At 59.8% G+C, this 23,256-nt stretch carries 21 protein-coding genes; 6 read left to right on the top strand and 15 right to left on the bottom strand.

Features of this window, described 5'->3' with window-relative positions; all coding sequences use genetic code 11:
* Positions 1-834: 834 nt before the first annotated feature.
* Both Q1A63_RS16075 and Q1A63_RS16070 read left to right on the top strand, forming a co-directional pair.
* A complete protein-coding gene (locus Q1A63_RS16075) occupies positions 835-1,014 on the top strand; it encodes a CTP synthetase (protein ID WP_299402532.1) in 180 nt (59 codons plus the stop codon).
* 144 nt (positions 1,015-1,158) lie between these two features.
* Entirely contained in the window at positions 1,159-1,473 is a 315-nt protein-coding gene (locus tag Q1A63_RS16070; RefSeq protein ID WP_298974276.1) for a TraR/DksA family transcriptional regulator, read from the top strand.
* Between the two features lie 107 nt (positions 1,474-1,580).
* Here Q1A63_RS16070 and Q1A63_RS16065 read toward each other — a convergent pair whose 3' ends face one another.
* The 9 genes from Q1A63_RS16065 to Q1A63_RS16025 all read right to left on the bottom strand — a co-directional run bounded on the left by Q1A63_RS16065 (position 1,581) and on the right by Q1A63_RS16025 (position 8,537).
* The gene (locus Q1A63_RS16065) at positions 1,581-1,697 is read right to left on the bottom strand and encodes an entericidin A/B family lipoprotein (RefSeq protein WP_298974273.1); all 117 of its coding nucleotides are present in this window, start codon (positions 1,695-1,697) and stop codon (positions 1,581-1,583) included.
* A 105-nt stretch (positions 1,698-1,802) separates the two neighbouring features.
* A complete protein-coding gene (locus tag Q1A63_RS16060) occupies positions 1,803-1,931 on the bottom strand; it encodes an entericidin A/B family lipoprotein (RefSeq protein ID WP_298974271.1) in 129 nt (42 codons plus the stop codon).
* Between the two features lie 117 nt (positions 1,932-2,048).
* Positions 2,049-2,528: a class I SAM-dependent methyltransferase gene (locus Q1A63_RS16055; RefSeq protein ID WP_298974270.1), complete on the bottom strand. Its 480-nt coding sequence runs from the start codon at positions 2,526-2,528 to the stop codon at positions 2,049-2,051.
* The gene (locus Q1A63_RS16050; protein WP_298974269.1) at positions 2,525-3,286 is read right to left on the bottom strand and encodes a polysaccharide deacetylase family protein; all 762 of its coding nucleotides are present in this window, start codon (positions 3,284-3,286) and stop codon (positions 2,525-2,527) included. The genes Q1A63_RS16055 and Q1A63_RS16050 overlap by 4 nt, the downstream gene beginning before the upstream one ends.
* Positions 3,283-4,422: a glycosyltransferase gene (locus tag Q1A63_RS16045; protein ID WP_298974266.1), complete on the bottom strand. Its 1,140-nt coding sequence runs from the start codon at positions 4,420-4,422 to the stop codon at positions 3,283-3,285. The genes Q1A63_RS16050 and Q1A63_RS16045 overlap by 4 nt, the downstream gene beginning before the upstream one ends.
* Positions 4,419-5,003: a histidine phosphatase family protein gene (locus Q1A63_RS16040; protein WP_298974264.1), complete on the bottom strand. Its 585-nt coding sequence runs from the start codon at positions 5,001-5,003 to the stop codon at positions 4,419-4,421. The genes Q1A63_RS16045 and Q1A63_RS16040 overlap by 4 nt, the downstream gene beginning before the upstream one ends.
* The gene (locus Q1A63_RS16035; protein WP_298974261.1) at positions 5,000-6,073 is read right to left on the bottom strand and encodes a glycosyltransferase family 4 protein; all 1,074 of its coding nucleotides are present in this window, start codon (positions 6,071-6,073) and stop codon (positions 5,000-5,002) included. Before Q1A63_RS16035 ends, Q1A63_RS16040 begins: the two co-directional genes overlap by 4 nt.
* Complete coding sequence (locus Q1A63_RS16030; protein WP_298974259.1) at positions 6,070-7,317, bottom strand: glycosyltransferase family 4 protein; 1,248 nt, start codon at positions 7,315-7,317, stop codon at positions 6,070-6,072. Before Q1A63_RS16030 ends, Q1A63_RS16035 begins: the two co-directional genes overlap by 4 nt.
* Positions 7,314-8,537 carry a glycosyltransferase gene (locus Q1A63_RS16025; RefSeq protein ID WP_298974257.1) on the bottom strand — a complete coding sequence of 408 codons (1,224 nt, stop codon included), beginning with the start codon at positions 8,535-8,537 and terminating at the stop codon, positions 7,314-7,316. The genes Q1A63_RS16030 and Q1A63_RS16025 overlap by 4 nt, the downstream gene beginning before the upstream one ends.
* Before the next feature lie 429 nt (positions 8,538-8,966).
* Here Q1A63_RS16025 and Q1A63_RS16020 point away from each other — a divergent pair, with 429 nt between their 5' ends.
* Positions 8,967-11,168, top strand: a complete 2,202-nt coding sequence (locus tag Q1A63_RS16020) for a mechanosensitive ion channel family protein (protein WP_366524372.1) — start codon at positions 8,967-8,969, stop codon at positions 11,166-11,168.
* Here the strand turns inward: Q1A63_RS16020 and Q1A63_RS16015 are convergent.
* The 6 genes from Q1A63_RS16015 to Q1A63_RS15990 form a co-directional block, all read right to left on the bottom strand.
* Complete coding sequence (locus tag Q1A63_RS16015; RefSeq protein ID WP_299632226.1) at positions 11,134-12,249, bottom strand: acyltransferase; 1,116 nt, start codon at positions 12,247-12,249, stop codon at positions 11,134-11,136. The two genes, Q1A63_RS16020 and Q1A63_RS16015, sit on opposite strands and share 35 nt — an antisense overlap.
* A complete protein-coding gene (locus Q1A63_RS16010; protein ID WP_298974251.1) occupies positions 12,246-13,253 on the bottom strand; it encodes a sterol desaturase family protein in 1,008 nt (335 codons plus the stop codon). The genes Q1A63_RS16015 and Q1A63_RS16010 overlap by 4 nt, the downstream gene beginning before the upstream one ends.
* An 89-nt stretch (positions 13,254-13,342) precedes the next feature.
* Positions 13,343-14,497 carry an ABC transporter permease gene (locus Q1A63_RS16005; RefSeq protein ID WP_298974249.1) on the bottom strand — a complete coding sequence of 385 codons (1,155 nt, stop codon included), beginning with the start codon at positions 14,495-14,497 and terminating at the stop codon, positions 13,343-13,345.
* The gene (locus Q1A63_RS16000) at positions 14,494-15,522 is read right to left on the bottom strand and encodes an ABC transporter permease (protein ID WP_298974247.1); all 1,029 of its coding nucleotides are present in this window, start codon (positions 15,520-15,522) and stop codon (positions 14,494-14,496) included. Before Q1A63_RS16000 ends, Q1A63_RS16005 begins: the two co-directional genes overlap by 4 nt.
* Complete coding sequence (locus Q1A63_RS15995; RefSeq protein ID WP_299632224.1) at positions 15,519-17,441, bottom strand: ABC transporter substrate-binding protein; 1,923 nt, start codon at positions 17,439-17,441, stop codon at positions 15,519-15,521. The genes Q1A63_RS16000 and Q1A63_RS15995 overlap by 4 nt, the downstream gene beginning before the upstream one ends.
* Positions 17,434-19,206 carry an ABC transporter ATP-binding protein gene (locus Q1A63_RS15990; protein WP_299632223.1) on the bottom strand — a complete coding sequence of 591 codons (1,773 nt, stop codon included), beginning with the start codon at positions 19,204-19,206 and terminating at the stop codon, positions 17,434-17,436. The genes Q1A63_RS15995 and Q1A63_RS15990 overlap by 8 nt, the downstream gene beginning before the upstream one ends.
* A 172-nt stretch (positions 19,207-19,378) precedes the next feature.
* Between Q1A63_RS15990 and Q1A63_RS15985 the strand changes: the two genes are divergently transcribed.
* The 3 genes from Q1A63_RS15985 (at position 19,379) to Q1A63_RS15975 (ending at position 23,248) form a co-directional block, all read left to right on the top strand.
* Complete coding sequence (locus tag Q1A63_RS15985) at positions 19,379-19,864, top strand: class I SAM-dependent methyltransferase (RefSeq protein ID WP_299632222.1); 486 nt, start codon at positions 19,379-19,381, stop codon at positions 19,862-19,864.
* A 114-nt stretch (positions 19,865-19,978) separates the two neighbouring features.
* Positions 19,979-22,069 carry an FAD-dependent oxidoreductase gene (locus tag Q1A63_RS15980; protein ID WP_299632221.1) on the top strand — a complete coding sequence of 697 codons (2,091 nt, stop codon included), beginning with the start codon at positions 19,979-19,981 and terminating at the stop codon, positions 22,067-22,069.
* Positions 22,070-22,072: 3 nt separating this feature from the next.
* Positions 22,073-23,248 (top strand): acetyl-CoA C-acyltransferase, encoded by a 1,176-nt coding sequence (locus tag Q1A63_RS15975; RefSeq protein WP_299632220.1) that lies wholly within the window; start codon positions 22,073-22,075, stop codon positions 23,246-23,248.
* Positions 23,249-23,256: the final 8 nt, after the last annotated feature.

The following is a 23,256-nucleotide window of genomic DNA, read 5'->3' as shown; positions in this document are numbered from 1 at the left end:
CTTGCTGGTTAGAGGGCCTAGAGGAAGGAAACCGGCTAGCGCTAAGTGGTGCGGAATTCCTCGATTTTAAGAGGTGAAATAGGTTTGCAGCATTTCGAAAAAGTAGCCCGCGCAAATCCACCCCAATCCACAGCCTTTCCGCAGCGCGGCAAGCCGCCTGACTTAAACGATATTTCGCGCTTATCCCCAAGTTACCCACAATAGAAATACCAAATAAATCAACAGCTTATCCACAAGAAATTTCGCGAAACCGTCATTTTTCTGTTGCGCGACTCAACCTTTGGGTGCACCTTTAGATCACCGCAACGGAGTTCTTCGAACAAAGGGGTGGACGCAAAAGCCCCTCAGGGTGGAAAGCGGAACGGGATAGGCTCCTCGGGGTCAGGTCCGGATCGCAGAACATCAGGAGGATACAGGTCGGATCGTGTGGGCTCGAAAGGGCCGTGGCGAAGGTCTGGATAAGCAGAGGCAGATCTTACCTGACGGGTCCGCAAGGATCAGGACGGACGATAGGTTTAGGCAGGGTTGAGCGGGGGATGGTTGGTTTTTGGACCAGGCGTCTCGGCTGAGAGGGGTAACGCTCTTATGCAAGCTGGGCCATATATATCGCCCTCTGGGGGGATGATAGGTTCAAGAAGGCGTCAGGATGTGCCGCAAGGCATGGAAAGGATTTCGGTCCGATCCCCTGACGCCTTTCGCTATTGCGGCGGCGCGTCGCACATCGTTCAAACCCATTCTGAAATTGACCCAAATCAAGGCGTTTTCTGCTGCCTGAGAATAGGTTGTGCGCAGACTGAAACCGCGCTTGCGTGCGCCTGACAAAGGGCCCTGAAAATGTTCCGCCTCACTGCCATCCTGTATTGCTTCATTGCTGCCACCCTGGCCGGAAGCGGCGTCATTGCCGTGCTCAGCGCGGGTATGACGGATGTGCTGCCGATCGTGATCGCGGCGGCGGCGGGTGCGGTGCTGGCCCTGCCCGCATCGTATCTGGTGGCGCGTAAAATCGGCCAGTAGTTCGGAGCGCGTGCCGGTCGGTCTTGGGTATCTTTTGGGTGGTGAGATAGCGCGCGCCTCCGCCATGCTACGCCAGCTTGACCCAAATCAATGCGGCGCGGCTGAGAGTGTGCCACCCTGCCTGCGCCGAATGGGAGCGCCCTCATGAATATCACTGCTCAGAAAAAGATTTTGCTGGCCCGTCGTGAAGAGCTCGCGAGCATGATGCAATGGATTGAACACCAGCTTGACGAGTCGCCGTCGAAAGACTGGGAAGACCGTTCTTCGGAGCGGCAGGGGGACGAGGTTCTGGAGGCCATGGGATTGGCGGATCAAGCGGAGCTTAGAAGCATCGATGCCGCTTTGGACCGGATTGAAAAAGGCACCTATGGCGTCTGCGTCACCTGTGGCGAGGGTATCAGCGATGCGCGGCTTATTCTGGTGCCGGCGACACCGTTTTGCAGATCCTGCACCGCGTGATCAGGCGATAGTATAGAGGGTTCACGAAAAAACCCGGCCGCATATTGGGCCGGGTTAGGGGGCAGGCGCGGTGCACCGTGGCCCATGGTATCCGTGGGACGCCCCGATCAGATGGCCTGATCCAGCGCTTCGCCCGCATTCTGGACGTCGCGCCCAAGGCCCTTGGTGGTTTCGCATGCGGTCAAAGCCAGAACGGCAGCGAGTGCAAAAGCAAGTCTGATCATCGGATGGTCCTTTGTTGAAGAATATCCAGAGCAGGATAACCCGATTCAGGACCTGACTTCACGCAAAAAACGGCATTCTCCCACCAGCGAGATGCATTTGAGTGATCAGGTCGGGTTGGTTGCGGCCCCTTCAATCGCCTCACCAAGGTCCTGAATGTCCTCTCCAGCACCCTTTGTGGTTTCACAAGCGGCAAGAGCGATCAGGGCAGCGCACAATGTAGCAATTCTAAGCATGGTTTTTTCCTTTCCAGTTCCACCAAGAGAACGCGCTGACAGGGCAAAGAGTTCCCGAGATCAGGACGCTGTGCCCCCCTTTTTCGAACGACCTCTTCCTGCAAGCCGCGCGGGAAATTATGGGGCGCGGTAAAAGAGATAGCGTTCCGGATCAATGGTGTCCGGGCCTGTGATCTGGGTGAACCCGATCAGAGGTTGTTGGCTGACGATCAGGCCGCCAGGGTGCATCAGGGGGGCGATGAAGGGTGAGAGGCGCGCGCCCTCTTCGACATCCAGTTCCTTGACGCCAAATCCAAAATCATAGTGGGCCAAAACCATCTTGGCATCGCGGTTGGCCAGTTCAGCCAACATGTCGTCGGCCTCACCCAACAGGAAATCATCCTCTGGCGGAATACAGGACGGATGCGGTTTCAGCACCCGGTCGATCACCCAGATCCGGCGGTCGGGCAGGCGCTCGCGCAGGTGATCGAAGGTCCGCCCGTTCCCGAGCCCCAATTCCAGAACATCGCCCGGCATGTCCGCGACAGATTTCGACGCCCAGTTCAGGCCATCGATCTGTGCGGACAATCGCCTGCGCATGGATTCCAATCGGCTCATGTCGTCTCCTTTATGGCTTCGGTCAGTAGTGTGCGCGTCGCACCACCGTTGAGCATTTCGCTCAGAAAGGCGCGTGAGAATGTCCAGACATCCGGGGTGTGCACGAGGTGGTGTGTGAGGTAGCCAAGTGGCTCTGTCCTATCGACATCCCCTCGGCGTCGGGCCTGAAGCTGGGCGACGGCGTCGGCGATGATGCGATCAGGGTCCAGCAAGCCACGCGTGCCCCGCCAATCAATCGGGTCGATATGTGTATTGACGGCCAGCAATCCCGGCGCGGGATGCGCGGAGGGGCGGGGCAGAAACGTGGAAACTGCGGCATAGCCCAGGTCGGACAGGTTTTGCATGAAGGAGGGATGCAGGCGGTTCCATGGGGCAACAAAGGCAGGCATCAGGCTTGACCCGAAAAGGCCGCGCAAGGTGCTTAGAGCTCTCTGAAGTTCGTCGTTGGCACCAACGCGCGGATGGCCAAACTCAGCTTTCTTTGACCCGCTGGGCGCCCTGTTCTCATGCGCCCAGCCATGCACCATCGGGATGAGATTGGGATGCGCCGTGACCATGGTGGCGAGTGACGTCTCCGCGTGGGCGGGAATGACGGCCAGATGCACAGGCAGTGACAGATCGTCAGACAGCTGCGCCAAACGGTCCAGTTCGGAGGTTGCAGCAATCGCATCATCATCCCGCCACCATAGGGGCAGGACCATCTGTTCCGCGCGCCAAAGGGCCAGTTCCGCGCGCAGGGGAGACCAGTCGATGCTCATCGGCGGGCGCTCACGAGGGTTTCGACGATTTCAACGGTCTTGCGTGCGCCGTCCAGTGCGTTGGTTTGCGGCGATCTTTGAGGCGCGGTCATCACCTGCGCCAGATGGTGCAAGAGCGCGTCGCCGCTCAACTGCGCGGTGGGAAGCACTGATATGCCGGGCAGCGCTGCCAAAGCTTTGGCGCGCAGGCTCTGCTCGACTTCGCCACCGGCATCGAAGGGGACAAAGACAGCCGGTGTGCCGGTTTGCAGAAGATCAAGCGCGGTGTTGTAGCCTGCCATCGAAATGGATGCCGCCGCGTGGTGCAGCATGTGTCTGAAATCGGGCCGGGCGGGTTCAATGACGACGTTTGTGGGGGCATCGACCTGCAGCGCCGCTACCCTGCTCTGGGCATTTGTCCCCCCGATCAGCAACCGCCAGGACCGTGCCGGATCTCGGCGTGCGGCATCAAGGGCCGCGGCGAAGAGATCTGTGCCGACGTCGCCGCCCCCCGCGCTGACCAGGATCTCTCCAGATCCCAGGTGGTGCGGATGCGGGGCAGGTGCGGGCGGAGCCACAAATCCGGTATAGTCCAGGTAATCCTCCAGCGTTTCGGTCACGGGCCAGCTGATGTTCAACGGTGTTATCGCCCGATCCGAATGCACCAGTACCGCATCGTAGTGGGAGGTGATGATGTTTTCGGTGGCATGGGCCTTTTCAGGTTTGGAAGGGGGTGCGAGGATATCGCGGACCGAGGCGCAGATCAGCGGCCGCTTGAGCTGTGTCGCGGCGCAGGTGAGCAGATGCAAGAATTCCGCGCGCAGCACCCGACGTCCGAAGGGAAATAGCTCCGTGATCAGGACGTCGGGCCTGAGGTCGTGCAGCGTCACCTCCAACGCCTGCATCCGGGCCTGCATTACCTCTTCACCGGCATCCAGCCCCTCGGCGTTCAGGAGCCGCGTGAAATTCACCCCGTCCGACCGCAGTGGCGGCAGTTGGACAAGGGACACATTCGTGCTGTCCAGATGGGGCGCAGGCATACCGCCGGTCACGACCGTGCTGGCATGTCCTTCCGCCGCGAAGGCCCGTGCAAGCGTGAGCGCGCGGGTCAGATGACCCGTGCCCAAAAGATGTGTCACGGCGATCATGATCTTCATGACGCGCGTTGCCTTAGTCTGATGGGGGTATCTGTAGTGGTCCAGATATCATCGGAGATCGTGATCACGAATAGCCTGTTGCGCTTGATCTGGAAGGGCGCGGGACCTTTGAAATCCCAGCCCGTAGCATGGGCCATCAGAACGCGCATGATGCCGATATGGCAGACCGCTACTGCGTCCTCACGCAGGTCTTGCGCCCAGGGCAGAAGGCGCGCGCGTAGCTCTGCGGGGGTTTCACCCTTTGGGGGGCGGAAATCCCACCCCCAATCTTCTATGTCCCGGTATCCAGACGATGGATCGGCCCGCAGGACTGCGCCCTCCTGACCTTCCCAATCGCCCCAATCCATCTCTGTCAACGCGGGGGCGGTCTTGGGAGGTCTGCCCGCCAGCAGGGTTGCCGTGCGCGTTGCACGTTGCAAAGGGCTCGACCAGAGCATTGCCGCGCGCCAGTCATCCGGCAATGCCAGGCTGGCAAGTTGCGCTTCGGCTTCTGCATCCAGCGGCACATCGGTGCGTCCCTGAATGCGGCCCTGCCGGTTCCAGGCGGTGTGGCCGTGGCGGATCAATGCGAGACGTATCATGCAATTGCCCCGGTGACGGCATCGCAGAGTGTCTTGCTTGCAGCCCCGAGCAGATGGTGGGTTGCAACATAGTCGCGTGCGGCCTGTCCGCGCCGCGCGCGTTCCGCGCAATCACCGAGGAGCAAATCAATTTCCTGCGCCAATACCTCCGGCCCGCCTGCGGGCGTTGGATGCTGATGTGGTGCCAGAACGTCAATCACACCCGGTCTGTCCTGCGCGACGACGGGCAGCCCTGCGGCCTGTGCTTCGAGGTAGGTCATGCCGAAGGCTTCGTTGACACCGGGCCAAAACAGCAGGCTGGCCTGCCCGTAAGCCTCCCCCAATGCCGCGTCGTCCAGCGATCCGCGTAGCTCTACCCGATCTCCAAAGGGTTGCATGATGGAGGCGACGGCGTTGAGCGCTGGCCCGTCACCCGCGATCACCAAGCGCCAGTCGGGCGTTTTGAGAAGGGTCAGCGTGTCGGCGATAAGCTCGTAGGACGCGAATTTGTCGCCATGCCGCAGCATGCCGACGCTGAGCATCGGGCCATCGCCGGAGCTGGCGGGGGGTAAATCGTTGCGCGGCAGGAAGGGCGGCAGGTGGACGATCCGCTGGTGTGCGGGCGCGTAGGCATAAAGAGATTCTGCGTCTCTGGCGGTCAGGTGGAAAATCACATCCGCTGCATCGCTGGCCGCTTCTGCGGCCTGGGCAAAGGTGGACCACGGTCCGTTCAACCGCTTGCGTGCCCGTGTGGCCTCGATCTGGAAATATGGCAGGTTCAACGCCGCGGCCACCGTCGGGCCGACCAGATCAGGGGCTTTGTAATAGCAGTGATAGGTGATCCATACCTGCCAATCCGCATAGCGCCCTTGCGCGATCAACCGTGTTGCTTCCGCCTCTGCCAGCGCCAGCAGCCGCGCTTGGGTATCGACATGACCGTCCTTGTCGCGTGTCTGCAGCTTTGAGACCAGTTCAGCCTCTATCCCGCCATATCTGAGCGCCGCGAGGATGGCGCGGCCCATCGCACGGTCCCCCGAGGGCACCGGATGGGTCGGCGGTTTCATCGGCGCATAGAAGGCAACTTTGGTCATGACCCGTCGCTCAACATCTGCGTCAGTCGCGATTTCAGCTGCGCAATGCCCGGGTGCATCTGGAAGGCGGATACCAGTCTGTCATAGGCCGCGTCCGCCATTTTTTGGGCGTTCTCCGGGCTGGCGGCAATCGCCTCGATCTGGCGGGCAAGGCTTGTGGGGGCATCATCGGTCAGAATGCCATGGGTGCCGGTATCGATGAATTCCGGGATGGCGGAGACCGGTGTCGATAGAATGGGCAGCTTCTGGCTGGCCGCTTCCATCAGAACATTGGGCAGCCCGTCGCGATCACCATTGGAAGCGATCCGGCTGGGCAGCACAAAGAGGTCCGCCGCGCGCATCTCCTCGATGACTTCTGGTTGATCGCTGGGGCCATGCCAGGTGATCCGCTCGGCGACGCCCTGCGTCCGCGCCAGCGCTTGCAACTCATCTTTCAGGGCACCACCGCCGATATGGGTCCAGTGCCAGTCAACCGATGCAGGCAGCAGACCGAAGGCCTGGATGAGCCGGTCAAACCCCTTCTTTTCGACGAGGCGCCCGACGGACATCAATTTGATCGGATCACCCGGGCGTCGTCGCTTTCGCTGCGGAGGGGCTGGAAACCGCGCCAGATCAAGCCCGTGATAGACAAGATCCACCCGGTCGGGCGTGTCGGTGAGGTCTTTTAAATAAGCCGCACCAAAACTGGTGCAGGTCGCGCCAAAGGTGGCACCATGGCTTTCTGCGGAGAGCTTTTCGCGCAACTCCCATTCTGGTGAGGTCCAGATGTCCTTGGCATGGGCCGAGAATGACCACGGCACGCCGGTGAGTATCGCCGCGTAGCGGGCGACGGAAGACGGGGTATGCAAGAAATGTGCATAGAGCCCGCGCGTTTCCGGCGGCAGTTCGCGCGCGAGAACACAGGCCTGCCCGAACCGGCGCAGGCGATTTGGCGTGCGGTCGCGCGGATAATCTGCACGAATGGCGCGCCAGGCAGCGGCGAAACCGGGGCGTGTGAGCGCGCTGAAAAACCCCTTGAGCACCCGCAACGGTTCATCTTTCAGATATTCAGGCAGATAATGCACCGGCGCGCGCAGCCGATCATGCAGCGGGTGGGTCTTATGATCCGTGGGATGGCGCAACGACCAGATCTCGAACGCCAGGCCAGCCTCCTCCAGCGCCACAAGCTCCTGGGCGATGAATGTCTCTGACAGGCGCGGCCATCCTTTAACGATCACGCCCAGGCGCGCGCGGTTTGATGTCATTTATCCGCCATCAATTGTGCAGCGCGTGCCACGACGACATCCAAACCATCCAGCAATCCGTTCGCACCGGCGTGCGATGGTTTTCTCTGGGACGGTAAGCCGCGGATGAATGCGATCATTGTCTCCGGCGTCATCCCGTCGCGCTCTTCGTCCAGCATTCGGACAAGGCCAAGCTCTTCGGCGCGCGATGCTCTGATCCATTGTTCCAGCCGTGGGATCGTCCGCGGCACGATCACGGCCCGTTTATCAAATGACAGGACCTCGCAAAACGTGTTGTAGCCCCCCATGCAGACAACGCCTTCGGCCCCGGCAAAAAGCGCTTCGATCTTGGCGTCGAACCCGACCGCCGTCACCCGGCCATTCAACTTCGCAACGCGGGCTTCAAAAGCCTCGCGGACCTCGCCGGACAGGAAGGGGCCATAGACCAGCACCGCGTCGGGTTTCAGGGTCGGGTCTTTTTCGTAAGCTTCGAGGACAAGGCTGACCATCGCCTGACCGTCACCGCCGCCGCCGGGTGTGATCAAGACATAGGGGGTATCCGGGGTATCTGCGGCATCAATCACTTCGCGGCGCAGATACCCGGTCCAGTAGATCCGCGCGCGCGTAGCCTCCGACAGCTGCAACCCCTCTGTCGGGTCATAAACCGAGCGAGGCCCATAGACCCATATCTGATCATAGAACCGTTCGGTTGCTGCGACCGCACCCTTGCGATCCCATTCAGCCGCCAGGACCGAGGGCGCGTCGAGCACATCGCGCAGGCCCAGAACACAGCGGGTCTGATCGCGCCCCTCAAGCCATTCCAGTGTCGGTAGCAATTCCCCGCGAAACCCTGTGGGTTCTTTATCGACGATCAGCAGGTCCGGTTCATACTGCTCCACCGCCGTCTGGATCAGGCCCGAGCGCAGGTTGGTCGTATCATCGATGTCCAGGCCCAGGGTCTGGCTCACATAGGTCCCGTCGGGCAGTTTCGTGACGCCCGGCAGCCGCATGTGGTCGACCCGCTCCGGAAAGGTGAAGCGCCCGGCAACCGGGGATCCGGTCAGAATGATGGCAGAGGCTTTCGGGTCTGCCGCCGTCAGTGCGGAGGCCAGCGCACGTGAGCGCCGCAAATGCCCCAGACCAAAGGTGTCATGGCTGTAAAGCATGACACGCAGCGACCGCTCGGGCTCCGCGGCACTTTCAGGTTGGGCCGTTGACCCGGCTTGATGATGCACGTTCATGTTACCGGATGTCCCGCCTGTCAGAGCCAGGGGAGCGTATACCTGTCGTGGGGAATTTGGGAACACCAGCCGCGGTGCAAAGCAAATAATTCAGGCGCATCGGCCGGTCCTTGGGTCGGGTGAGGGGCGCTTTGCCCCGTTTTCACTGCATATTTGGCACAAAAGCGAATTATGTGCAAAACACCAGTGATCGCGAGATATTGCGCTGATGTGCAATTGCAATGGGTCATGCGCTCCCCTACCGTCAAACACCAAATTAACATTGCCCGGACTTTCTTTATGCGCGTGCGCTTTTTTGCCATTCTTCTCTGCTTTTTGGCGCTCTTTTGTTCGATTTCTCCCACAGATACAGATGCACAGGGTTTGGGCTCTCTCCTGCCAGGTGCGAATTCGTCGAGCAGCGAAAGCACCGATCAAATTTCGGAGATCATGCGTCAAGCGTCGGAGAATGGTGTCGGCGTGGTCGTCATCAACAATGATGGCGAGATTCTGAGCACAGCCGCCGAGGTCGAGGATGCCCCGGCCGAAGGCGTCGAAGGATCGCGCCTGATGAAGGCGCAGGACACGGTGGTGCGATTCCGCACGGCGCTGGTGGATCGCATCCTGGATCTGCCCAATGCCTTCAACGAGGTGATCTACATCCTGCGCGCCACCAGCCCGGATGGCACGATCTGGGCTTTCGCCTATGCGCTGATTGTCTCGCTGCTGCTTTTCGCTGTGGGGATGGTTTTCGAGAGCCAGGTCTATGGCAAGAGGATTGTCAGGAATTTCGTGGTCTCCCGCATCCGGGAAAACCCGGTGGGATACGCCGAGAAGATGCCCTTTCTCGTCTTCAGGTTTTTCATGGGCGTCATCGGTATTCTGGTGTCCATGCTGGTGGCCTATGTCCTTGGGGCGCTGATCTTTGGCCCGCTGGAAGACAAGGCGATGCAGTTCACCGTCAGCGTGATCAATACCGCCTATTTCATGTGCCGTCTGGTCGCGAACCTGTGGCGCATGGTGCTATCCCCCTACCTTGAACAATACCGGGTGCCCGTGATGAGCAACCGGGATGCCAAACGGCTTCACACCTGGCTCTGGGTGCTGGGCACCTTTGATATCACGGCCATTCTCTTTGGCGTCTGGATTGGTGAGTTGGGCCTTAATTACGACGTCTACGCCTTCCTGTCTTCGCTGATGTCGGCCATCGTGGTGTTGCTGAACATCGTTATGGTGCTGGTAAACCGCGCCGCCATTTCCAACGCGATGCGGAACGGTAAATCCGTGACCCAGGTCAGCTGGGCTGTGAAGTTCATGACAACGATCTGGGCCCCGGTGGTCATCCTTTACGTGATCTTTGCGTGGCTCGAACTGACCTATGATCTGGTGCTGGGGCACCCGTCGTCGATCCCGCTGATCGCCGGGGCGTATATCATCCTGATGTCGATCATCGTGGTTTATGGCGTGATCAATTTCATGATCGAGCGCAGCTTTCAACGCGCCCGGGCCTTGCGCGAATTGAACGAAGCAGGCGCGGCAGATGGGGTCACCCCGGACGACATCCCGATGGAAGAGGCGCCAATGCCGCTGCGTCCGCGGCATGCGTTGAATTCCTTCGAAGCGCTGGCGCGGCGTGTGGCGGGTATTCTGGCGTTTGTCGCCGGAGTCTATGCGTTTTTCTACATCTGGGACAATAATTCGGCCCAGATGGTGGAAAGCTACGCGGCCCAGCTTCTCGACATCATGGTGATCATATTCATCGGCTATATTGTTTATCACACCTTCCGCATCTGGATCGACAATAAGATATTGGAAGAACAGGGGGACGTGAGCGAAGAGGATCTGGGCGGCGATGGTGGTGGGACCGGGGCCAGCCGTCTGGCGACGCTGCTGCCGCTGTTCCGCAATTTCATTCTGATCGTGGTGTTGGTCACGATCAGCCTCATCATCCTGTTGGAAATGGGTGTGAACGTCGGCCCGCTTTTTGCTGGCGCAGGTGTGGTCGGTGTCGCGGTGGGCTTTGGGTCTCAGGCGCTGGTGCGCGACATCTTTTCGGGCGGGTTCTTCCTGTTTGATGATGCCTTTCGCAAAGGTGAGTATCTGGACATCGGTGGTGTCAAAGGCACGGTGGAGAAAATCTCGGTGCGGTCTTTCCAGCTGCGCCATCACCTGGGCGCATTGCATACCATACCCTTTGGCGAAATTCAGGTCATGACGAATTATTCACGCGACTGGGTGATCATGAAACTGCCCCTGCGCGTGACCTATGACACCGATGTGGAGAAGGTGCGCAAGCTGATCAAGAAGTTGGGGGTCGAACTATTGGACGATCCGGTGATTGGTGAAAACTTCATCCAGCCGCTGAAGTCCCAGGGTGTCATTGAAATGCAGGATTCCGCGATGATTATCCGGGTCAAATTCATGACCAAACCCGGCGATCAATGGTTGGTGCGCAAGCGGGTTTACGAAGAAATCCGTATCCTTTTCGAGCGCGAGGGCATCCAGTTCGCGCATAAAGAGGTCACCGTGCGGCTGAAGGATGGCAAGGTCGAGGACCTGTCCGAAGAGGATAAGAAATCCATCTCGGCGGCGGCGCAGGCTTCCATGGAAGAGGAGCTTATGGATGGTGAGGACGCGGGCGACGACCGCTAGGGCCCCAATGCCCGATGAGCGCACGGATGCAGCTGCGCAGCCCCGCGATCCGCCTTTCGAAGATCTGGGCAAAGATCAGGCTGATGGCGATGGATCCGACCACAAAAAGGGCGTCTCGCGCCAGTGTTTCCGCCGGAAAGACAGAGTCGATCAGGTGTAACGCAGGATAATGGGTCACATAGATCGAGAAGCTCGCACCGGCCCACCAGCGCACGGCGCGGTTGTCCCGCGTGTGGTTTTGCAAAAGGCGGGCCATGCCGAAGATATGGATGGTTGTGAATACGCCGACCAGTGCGTTCCAGATGAATTCATCGGAGAAGGCCAGCACGTGCCGGTAGCGGGCGGGGGCCATGGCCTCGGCGGTCAGATGTGCGAGCATGTCGGGCACGCCGATCCACAAGCAGGCCGCGTAGAGCACGGGTGCCCCCCATGCCATCATGCGCGCCGTTTTTGAGGGGAGCGTGCCCGCGCCACCGGCGGCCAGTTTGCGCCAGAGCCAGACGCCCATCAGCCATGCAGGCATCAACAGCAAAACCCGCGGACCGAAGAGCACGACCAGGCCCAGCAGGATGATCACCCGGCGCGCGCCTGACATGAAAAATGCCACCCCGAAAAGGATGTAATAGGCGGCCTCGTAACTCAGTGACCAAAGCGGACCGTTGGTGCCCAGACGCACGCGCTCAAATGCGCCCCATTCGTTGGAAAAGCTCAGCCCGCGCAGCAGCATCTCCCAAAGCGGCAAGGCCCCGTAATACCCAGCCGGATAGGCACCGGGGTCAATGCGTTGTCCCATCTGGTCAAAGACGAAGGTCAACAGCAGAGCAGGCAGCAGAACCGACAGCAGCCGCGTGCCGCGGTTGAAGGTGTAGGTCGGCAGATGCTTGTCGCGCTCAGCGGCGTAAGCAATCACAATTCCCGAAATCACGAAGAAAACGATGACAGCATCGCTGCCCAGATTGAGATCGCGCATGAACTGATAATCCCCGCGCGTAAAACGGGCATAGGCGATATGCGACAAGACGACCACAAGCGTTGCACCCACCCGCAGTACGTCGAGCCAAAGGGAAAGACCGCGGTTCATTGCAGTGCCGTCTGATCCGCGTCGGGCGTCAGGTTCGGATCGCGCGAGGTGCCTTTCCACAGCGCCTCCCAGCTTTCGACGAAGGGATGCAGCAGGGCGGCGCGCAGGGTAGGATGCGGTTGCTCAATGCGGTTCCCTTCTTCGTCCGAGAGGCCGTAATTGATGTTTTCATAGCTCGCCGGAACATAGAGCGTACCGAACATCCAGTCCCAAAAGGCAAAAACCTCGCCGTAGTTCTTATTGTAGTGTTTGCGTTCGATGGAGTGATGAATGTGGTGTTGCGCGGGTGAAATGAAGATATGCTCCAGCACGCGCCCGTAGCTGAGCCAGATGTGGCTGTGGCGCAGGTTTGATCCCAGCGCGTTGAACAGGAAATATCCGGCATTCACGCTGCCAACGGTAAGAACATCGATCTTACCCATCAGTAGAAACAGCATGAGCGCCTGTATCAATCCGACGATCAGACCGTATATGAACAGTCGGATGACAATGAAAACCGGGTGGTTACGATTGGCCGTCAGTGGTGTCAGGACTTCGGCGGAGTGATGGACCGCATGGAAGGGCCATAGGATCGCCGTTTCATGGTGTAGCCGATGTGCCCAGTATTTGCAGAAGTCGAGCGTGAGGATCATGATCAGCGTCGCCAAGGCGAGCTTTTTCCAGTCGTCTTGACCGGGCACGGGAGCCAGGTCACCGCCGGTCAAGAGTAACATTGCATCCAGAAAATAGACCGTCATCAAAGGTGTCAGTGTAACGGCTGCAAAGAAGCCGGATACTGCTAGCAGCGTATTGAATAAAAAGATTTTGATGTCGACGAGGTTGGATTTGTGCAGATATGTTTCTTTTGGCAGCAGGTAGGCAGTGAAACTGCCTGACCGTCCGCGCAGGATCCAGAGTACGTAAACCAGCACCACGGTCGCGCAGAGGTAGATCACCGAGAGGCGAGATTCCCAGTTGAACAGAAAGCTGGTGAACCACTCCAACAGAGCAAACATCACATCCATTTATATCCCTCACACGTGTTCGTTGCGTGAGATTGAAGGTGAAATCTGGTATTTGCGTGGCAAATTGTTGCCCAAACTTCAACGATTTCTCAGGATTTGTAAGGGTCCAAAGAGGCGCGTAACCCGTCGCCCAGAAAGTTGAAGGCCAGTACCACAAAGATGATCGGCAGCATCGGGATGGCCGTCCACGGGTAAATCTCGATGCTGGCGAGGTTCTGGGCATCATTGAGCATCACGCCCCAACTCACGGCAGGCGCGCGCAGGCCGAGGCCCAGGAAGCTGAGGGCTGTTTCACCCAGGATCATCGCCGGGATCGACAGCGTGGCAGAAGCGATGAGGTGGGACATGAAATTGGGCAACAGGTGCCTGCGAATGACCCGACCGGGTTTTGCTCCCATCATCTCTGCCGCTCTGACATATTCCTCCTCTCTCAACGAGAGGAATTTACTTCGGACCGCCCGCGCCAACCCGGGCCAGTCGAGTATGCCCAGAATGATCGAGATGATGAAGAAAACCGCCACCGGGCTCCAGTTCGACGGCACCGCTGCCGACAGCGCCAGCCACAGCGGCAGTTCTGGCAAGGAGCGCAGAATCTCGATGACCCGGTTGATCACCCAATCCGTCTTGCCGCCGAAATACCCCGCGATGGAGCCAAAAAAGATGCCAAGGGCGAAGGACACCGTGATGCCAATAAGGCCCACGGTGAGCGAGAGTTGTGCGCCGTAGAGAATACGGCTGAACACATCCCGCCCCAACCGATCCGACCCCCACAAAAAGATCGTGGCGCCTTCTGGCGCGCAGAAAAGATGCGTGTCAGACCGGATCAGGCCAAAGAGCTTGTACTGGTCGCCATCACAAAAGAATTGCAGCGGCATGGGCCGTGTCGTGTCGGTCTCATAGGTCCAGCGGTAGTTGACCAGATCCGCCGTGGCGGTGGTGGGGTAAACGAAAGGCCCGATAAACTCGCCCTCATGCCACAGGTGCACGGATTGCGGTGGCGCATAGAGGTAATCCGCGCTGCGTTCGTTGGGCGTATAAGGCGCGATGAACCCCGCAACAGGCAGCATCAGGTAGCTGAGCAGCAGAAAGATACCCGATATCAGACCTAGCTTGTGCCGCTTGAATTTGCGCCAGACCAACACCCAGTTGGGAGCGTCCATATCAGAACGTTCCAGCGCACTGAGGTCGGTGGTGTCGGAATAGGGGGCGTCGTCGACATAGCGACCATCAGGCAATTGGGTCATGTGCCGCGGGCTCCGTAGCGGATGCGCGGGTCAAGCAGAACCAGCAGTAAATCCGAAATCATCGTGCCGATGAGGGTGAGTAGGGCAACGAACATCAACACGAACCCGGCCAGGAACTGGTCTTGAGACTTCAGTGCAGTCAGCAGCGACGGCCCGATGGTTTGCAGGCCCAAAACAACAGAGACCAGAACCGACCCAGATACCATCGCGGGCAGCAGGTTGCCAATATCCGCCACAAAGGGGTTGAACGCCATGCGCAGGGGATATTTGGCGAGCAGCTTTGACGGGGCCAGACCCTTGGCCTTGGCGGTCTCGACATAGGGTTTGCTGAGCTCGTCCAGCATATTGGCGCGCAGCCGTTGCATCATGGCAGCGGCCCCCGAGGTCCCGATGACGAAGGTTGGCACGATCAGGTGGACAAGGATGGATTTCACCTTGTCAAAGGACATCGGCTCCCCCTCGAACTGCGGATCCATCAGCCCGCCAATGGGCAGATCGAAATACTTGTTCCCATAATAAAACAGCATCAGCGCGAGCAGGAAGTTTGGCGTGGCCAGCCCTAGGTAGCCGACAAAGGCCGCGGTATAATCCACCCATGTCTCGGATCTTGCCGCAGCGATGACGCCCAGCGGCAGGGCGACCAGATAGACAAAGAGCACGGCGGCAAGGTTCACCAGAACCGTCAGCCACAATGCATCGCCCACGATTTCAGACACAGGCCGGTCAAATTCAAAGGACCAGCCGAAATTACCCTGAATGAGCCCGTACCAGCCCTGCGGGCCGGGCGCCATGCCGACCCAGATCAGGTACTGCTCCCAGATCGGTCGGTCGAGCGCATATTCGGTGCGCAGGAACTCGGCCTTGGCCACCCCTTCGGCCTGTCCCGTGGCGCGCAGCTCTGCGATCTGGTTAGACAGATAGTCGCCGGGCGGCAGGTTGATGATCACGAAAATCATGATTGACACCACCCAGAGGGTGAGCAGCATCGTGATGAACCGATAGATGGCGTAGCGGAGAAACATCATTGCGTGAGCTGCTGGAACGGTTCGTCGTAGTAGAATTCGTCAATCCGGTGAATGCCGAAATGGGCACCAGGGTCCCAGGCCCATTTGGCCACCTCGGGGACATTGCGCAGCCGGTCCGAGACGACAACGGGTTGTGGCGCTTCCGATAGAATGCCGATGCCAAACTGGTGATCTGCATGAATGGCCAGCATTTCGCGCCAGATCGCGGCCCGTTCGTCCGTGTCGGTGGTGTGATCCCAATCCCAGCTCAGCTGCATCAACCGTTTGGCCGCAGGCATGTCCGGGGCTTCGCCAACCTCGCCACCGGTTTGATAGTACTGCCCCCACTTGGGCCAGGCGAAGAACTCCTGATGCGTCGGCGCGAGGTATTCGGGCGGTGTGTAGGCTTGCGGCAGGCCATTGTCCCAGCCGAACCAGACCGCAGACATTGACAGACCCGAATAGACCCGGTTGCGCAGAATATCGCGGTCCAGCGGGCGCATGATCAGCTTGATGCCGATCTCGCGCCAGGTATCCGTCACGATGGCCAGCGCGTTTTCGACCTCCTGCCGCTCACCTGCGGTTTCAATCACAAATTCCATCGGGCGCCCGTCCGGCAACTTGCGGATGCCATCGGGGGTGCGCTCCGTCAGCCCCATTTCATTCAGCAGCGCGTTGGCCTTGGCCGGGTAGTAGATGGACCATGAGAAGAGATTGGCGGGGTCAAAGAACGGGCTTTTGGCTAGTGCGGTCATGCCGCCTTCCTTCGCCAGGCCAAAGTACAGCGCGCGGTTGATCATGCGCCGGTCGATGCCAAGGCTGAGCGCGCGGCGAAAGCGCACATCGCGGATCACCTCGCGCCATACCGGGTCGGCGAAGTTCAGATTGGGATAGATGGTGATCTGGTTTGCCGCGCCATTGGCCCAGAGCAGCGTCTTGTATCCCGCCCCATCGGTCTCGCCCTTTTTCAGGATCGAGATGTCCGGGAAATCCAGCCCCCGCGCCTGCAGATCCACCTCGCCCGCGTTGGCCTTGGCTGCGATCAACCCGCCACCGACAATCGTCATTTCCACGATATCGATGTAGGGCAATTGCACACCCTGCGTGTCGATCCGATGATAATAGGGGTTGCGCACAAAGAGATGACGGCTGGATTTCGTGCCGGATGCGTTCATCCAGGGCTGCAGCGTCGGCAGGTCCGGATTGTCGAATTTATACATGTTGTCACGGTCGTTGTGCAGCGCCGCCCAGGCGCGTACACGGGCTTTTTTGATTTTTTTCTTCAGGGTCTTGGCGTCTGTGAACTCCGCGTGAAACTGTTTCAGGTAATGCGCAGGCCGGTAGATGAAAAAGGGGCTCGCCTGCGCCAGCAGCTGCAAGAACTGCGGGTTTGGCGTCGGCCATTCGATCACCACGGTATGCGCATCGGGAAAGGTGACATCCGCCAACACGCCGTCCACGACCATATGTTGTGGCGGGCCGGCGGGGCTCAGTTCCTTGTTCTGAGCCACGTGTTTCCAGTAGTATTCGAAATCCGCGGAGGTAAAGGGATGCCCATCGGACCAGCGATGCCCTTTGCGCAGGTGCAGCGTGAATTTGCGGCCCTCGACCACCTCGATATCGCGCAGGATGTCAGCATAAAGATTGTAGTTCTGGTCATAGCCTACGAGCCGCGCGTAGCCATAGACCACCATCTGCCGCACATCTTTTGAGCGCGACACCAGCGTGCGCAACGTGCCGCCCTGCTCCCCCAAGGTGCGGCCTTTAGCTTCGAGGTCAACGACCAGCGGCTCTTGCGGCAGGCGTTGGGTCACGGGCGGCAGAATGCCTTTGCCCACTTCTTTTTGCCAGAAACTGCTCTCAGATGGGGTCGGCGTGTCGGCATGGCCGCTTGCGGCGGTCGTCAGCACGATCAGAAGGGCAGCGAAAACTCTAAACATGACAACGCACCTTATGGCCGGGTTCCAGTTCGGTCAAAGCGGGGGCGGCAACGCCTTCAAAGCGGAATGCGTCCGGCCAGCTTGAGGGTTTGCCCGCCCCTTTTGCCACAAGGCCAAGATCGATGGGTCGGCTCACATCTGGCTCGGGCTGTGCGGCGATCAGGGCCTTGGTGTAGGGATGGCGCGGATTGTAGAACAACGTATCAGGCGGGGCCTGTTCGACGACGACACCTTGACGCATCACGGCCACCTCATCCGCGATGCGCGCAACCACCGCGAGATCGTGGCTGATGAAGAGATAGCTGAGGCCAACCCGATCCCGGATATCTTCGAGCAGGCAGAGGATTTGCTCCTGTACCGAGACATCGAGCGCCGAGGTCGGCTCGTCGCAGACCAGTAACACCGGATCGAGCGTCAAGGCGCGCGCGATGGAGAGCCGTTGCCGTTGACCACCCGAAAACGCATGCGGATATCGCCCCAGCATCGAGGGATCGAGGCCAACCCAGCGCAGCATTTCAGCCGCCTTCTCGCGTCGGTCGGATCGTGATCCCAGATTGTGGATTTCCATGGGTTCAGTCAGCGCATCCTGCACCCGCATGCGCGGAGACAGGGACGAATAGGGGTCCTGAAACACCATCTGCGCCTGACGCTGGAACGAAACTCGCTCCGTGAACGACATCGCGTTGATCTTGACGGGCGGCGCGTCTTTGGTGGGTGTGAACACGACCTCGCCGCCGGGATCAGGCATCTCCGCGCCCAGGGCGATCCGTGCACAGGTGGTTTTGCCCGACCCGCTTTCACCGACCACGGCCAGCGTTTTGCCGCGTTGTAACTCCAGATTGACCTCGTGGCAGGCCGTGACGGTCATCGGTTTGCTCCACCCGCCTGCACGCATCGTATAGGTCTTGGACACATTGCGCAGATCAAGGATGAGGTCGTCGTGTTTTTCCGCACGCGCAGGGGCAGCAACCTCAGGGATTATCGGGGCCGCAGCAAATAGCTTTTTCGTGTACCCATGCGCGGGATCCCCCAGAACGGCCGGCGCGGGGCCGCGCTCCATCACACGGCCTTTGTTCATCACCACAACGGATTCGGCCATATTGGCGACCACCCCCAGATCATGCGTGACCAGAATGACGGCCATTCCCGTCTCTTTCTGCAGATCCTTGATCAGCCCCAGAACCTGTGCCTGCGTCGTGACATCCAGCGCGGTTGTCGGCTCATCCGCGATCAGCAGATCCGGCTTGGCGACCATCGCCATGGCGATCATCGCGCGCTGCCGCATCCCGCCCGACATCTCGAACGGGTAGGCACGCCAGACCCGCGCGGGTTCCGGAAAACCAACCCGTTCGAAGGTGTCCAACACGGTTTTCTTGGCCTCGGAGGGGCGCATGTCGCGGTGCAGGCGCAGCACTTCCGACACCTGATCTCCGAGCCGGTGCAACGGCGAGAGTGATCGCATAGGTTCTTGAAAGATCATGGAAATCTGATTTCCACGAATGGATCTCATCGACCGTTCGTTCAGATTTCGCAGGTCCAGCACCTTGCCGGAGCAGTCGAAATTGATGGATCCGCTGCGAATTTGTGCGCTGGCCGGAAGGATGCGGAGCACGGATCTGCAGGTGATGGTTTTGCCGGACCCGCTTTCGCCGACCAGCGCAAGCGTCTCTCCCGGCATAACCTGAAAACTGACACCTCGGACGACAGAATCTGCTGATCCAAAGCCAATGCTCAAATCTTGTACTTCAAGCAAGGGGGTTACCACGTTGCTATTTCTTCCTTGATGCAAATACGTCCCAAAAAGCCGCTCCCCGGCGGCATCAGTCAACTTGATTTCGATGCTCACGTCCAGCGCACAGATACGTGAGCCCCTTTGCGCTACCAATTTTCATTCAAAAGAGGCATGTGAAGGTGACAATTTTGCAAAGGTACCGACAATGAGCCGCCTGGATCTCTTCATCAATCGAATGGTTTCACAGCGCGCGTGTTTGAATCACGCCGCGGTGTTGACCAGGGACCTGCGCGGCTCGGTTTTTGAGTTGGGCCTGGGCAATGGGCGGACCTATCACCACATGTGCGAGATTTTACCCGCCCGGGACATCTATGTGTTCGAGCGGGCGGTGGCCTCGCACCCCGACAGCACGCCCCCCGATGATCGCGTGTTTCTGGGCGACGTCTTCGAAACCCTGCCCGCCGCCTTGAAGCAATTCGGGGCAACCGCACGTCTGATCCACGCGGACCTGGGCGGACATAATGCCGAGAAGAACGATATCTTTGCGCGGAAAATCTCTCCCTTGATTGCCCCTTTGTTGGCGCCGGGCGGGGTGATGGTTTCCAGTGACCGGATGTATTTTGATGAGCTGACCGAGATTGACCTGCCGCCGGAGGCCGTGCCGGGGCGGTGTTTCATCTATCGGCGCTAGTTGGCGCCGCAGCGATTGTTAATTCTGTCACCGTCCGTATTCTGTCTTTGAAATTGCCATGAGCACCTCCTGCTTAGTGCTCTGGTGGCGATCAGCGGAACGAAGAGAGAGTTGATGACAGATAAAATCGCTTATGAGCGCCATGGTGATATCGCCGTGTTGCGGCTTCAGAACCCGCCGGTCAACGCGCTCAGCCAAGAGGTGCGCAGCGGGTTGATGGCCGGGGTGGACCGTGCCGAGGCGGAGACCGGTGTCAAAGCGGTGCTGATTGTTGGGGACGGGCGCGCCTTTATCGCGGGCGCCGACATCAAGGAATTTGGCAAAACGCCGCTGGCGCCGCACCTGCCGGATGTGTGCAACCGGATTGAAGACTCGCCGCTCCTGGTGGTTGCCTCAATGCACGGCGTCAGCCTGGGCGGCGGTCTGGAGGTGGCACTGTCGGCGCATTACCGGATCGCCCAGCCGGAGGCGCGTGTGGGGCTGCCGGAAGTGCATCTTGGCCTCATTCCGGGGGCGGGTGGCACACAGCGTCTGCCCCGGATCACCGGCGTTCCGGCTGCCATCGACATGATCACATCCGGACGGCACGTCAAAGCGCCCGAGGCGTTGAGCATCCGGGTCATCGACAAGGTGGCAGCGGGGGATCCGCAAACCGTTGGTCTGGAGTATACCAATGATTTGCTGGCTCAGGGCGCGCACCGCCGACCCGTCAGCGAGATGCCGGCACCGGAGGCGATTGATTGGGATGAAGCCTACGATGCCGTATTGAAAAAGGGGCGCGGCCAGATTTCGCCCGCACAAGCGGTGCGCGCGGTGCAGGCCAGTGTCGAGATGTCGTTTGCCGAGGGGCTCAAGGCGGAACGGCAGATGTTCCGCGATCTGATGCAAACGGATCAGCGCCAGGGCATGATCCATGCGTTTTTCTCCGAAAGGGCGGTCAGCAATCTGCCTGAGCTCAAGGGTATCGCGCCGCGGCCGGTGGAGGCGGTTGGGGTGATTGGCGGCGGGACGATGGGGGCAGGCATTGCAACAGCCGCCTTGCTGGCGGGTTTGCGTGTTACGCTGATCGAACGGGATGAAGCGGCGGCTGAGGCCGCAAAGGCGCGGATCGCGGGCAACCTTGCAGGCGCTTTGAAACGCGGAAAGATCACGCAGGAAACGCATGATGAGATGCTGGGCAGCGCGCTCACCATGGCCACCGATTACAGCGCGCTGAAAGAGGCCGATCTGGTGATCGAGGCGGTGTTTGAGGAGATGGATGTCAAGAAATCCGTCTTCCGGCAATTGGATGAGGTTTGCAAACCGGGTGCGGTTCTGGCCACCAACACCTCCTATCTGGATGTGAACGAAATCGCAGCAAGCACGTCCCGCCCGGGTGATGTGATCGGGCTGCATTTCTTTTCGCCCGCACATGTCATGAAGCTGCTGGAAGTGGTTGTGGCCGATCAGACCGCGCCCGAGGTCGTGGCGACCGGGTTTGCGCTGGGCAAGCGCATGGGCAAGGTCTCGGTGCGCGCCGGGGTCTGTGACGGGTTCATCGGCAACCGAATTCTCAGCACCTACCGCACGGCGGCAGATCACATGATCCTGGATGGTGCGACCCCGTTTCAGATCGATGCGGCCCTGACCGGTTTCGGTTTCGCGATGGGGCCTTATGCCGTCGCGGATCTGGCCGGGCTGGACATCGGTTGGGCCATGCGGAAACGGCTGGCGCCCACACGGGATGCGCGCGAGCGGGTGGGCCGGTACCCGGATAAGCTCTGTGAAGCAGGGCATTTCGGGCAGAAAACCGGCAAAGGATTTTACATTTACGAAAAGGGCAAACGCGGTGGTGTGCCGAACCCGGAGGTCATGACACTGATCGAAACGGAGCGGGCGGATCTAGGCCTCACGCCGCGCGACTTCACCGATGAAGAGATCGTGCGCCGCTACATGGCGGCGATGGCCAATGAGGCGGCGAAAGTGGTGGGAGAAGGCATCGCGCGCCGCCCGCTTGATGCCGATATGGTGCTGCTCTTCGGTTATGGGTTCCCGCGCTATTGGGGCGGGCCGCTGAAGTGGGCGGATCTGGTGGGATTGCCCGCGCTCTTGTCTGATATCGAACGCTACGCGCAGGAGGACGACTATTTCTGGCAACCCGCGCCGCTCCTGCAGGAGCTGGTGGCTGAGGGTCGCAGCTTTGACGATCTGAACAAGGAAGGCTGAACCATGAAGGAAGCCGTTATCGTCTCCGCCGCGCGGACGGGCCTTGCGAAATCCTACCGGGGGTCGTTCAATCAGACGCATGGGGCGACGATGGGCGGGCATGTGGTGGCCGCAGCGGTCGCGCGGGCGGGTATCGCGCCCGACCGGATCGAAGACTGCATCATCGGCTGCGGTTTTCCCGAAGGCGCAACCGGCCAGAACATCGCGCGCCAGATCGCCCTGCGCGGCGGGCTGCCAATCACCACCTCCGGCATGACGGTGAACCGCTACTGTGCCTCCGGTTTGCAGGCCATTGCGATGGCGGCACATGCGATCACGGTTGATGGCACCGGACCGATTGTTGCGGGCGGGGTCGAGAGCATTTCACTGGTGCAGCCCAAGACCGAAGCCACGCCTGAGGCATGGCTGCTGGAGCACCAGCCCGATGTCTACATGGCCATGATCGACACGGCGGACATTGTTGCTAAGCGCTATAACATCAGCCGCGACGCACAGGATGCATATGGCCTGCGCAGTCAGATGCGGATTGCCGCAGCGCAGGAAGAGGGTTTGTTCGATATGGAAATCGTGCCCATGCAAACGACGATGGCGGTGCAGGACAAGGAAACCAAAGAGGTTTCAATGCATGCCGTGACGGTCGCACGGGACGAATGCAACCGGCCAAACACAACGCAGGAGGGTCTGGCAAAGCTCGACCCGGTGCGCGACGCCGGGTTTGTGACGGCCGGGAATGCGAGCCAGTTGTCCGATGGCGCAGCCGCGCTTGTTCTGATGGATGCAGGCGAGGCCGAGCGCGAGGGTGTCGAACCCCTGGGAGCGTTCAAGGGCTTCGCTGTTGCGGGCTGTGCGCCGGATGAGATGGGCATCGGTCCGGTCTTTTCCGTGCCGCGATTGCTGGAACGCCATGGTCTGTCAGTGGATGACATCGATCTTTGGGAGCTCAACGAAGCCTTTGCCAGTCAGGCGCTTTATTGTCGCGACAGGCTGGGCATCGATCCCGAAAAGTTCAACGTCAACGGCGGATCCATCGCCATCGGGCATCCGTTCGGAATGACCGGTGCGCGGCTGGCCGGGCATCTTTTGCGCGAGGGCAGGCGGCGCGGTGCCAAGCTGGGCGTTGTCACGATGTGCATCGGTGGCGGCATGGGGGCTGCGGGACTATTCGAAATTTATCAGTGAGGGTGGCA

This window comes from uncultured Roseobacter sp., from assembly GCF_947499265.1.
Lineage (GTDB): Bacteria > Pseudomonadota > Alphaproteobacteria > Rhodobacterales > Rhodobacteraceae > Roseobacter.
This window is presented reverse-complemented; position numbering and strand designations above follow the sequence as displayed.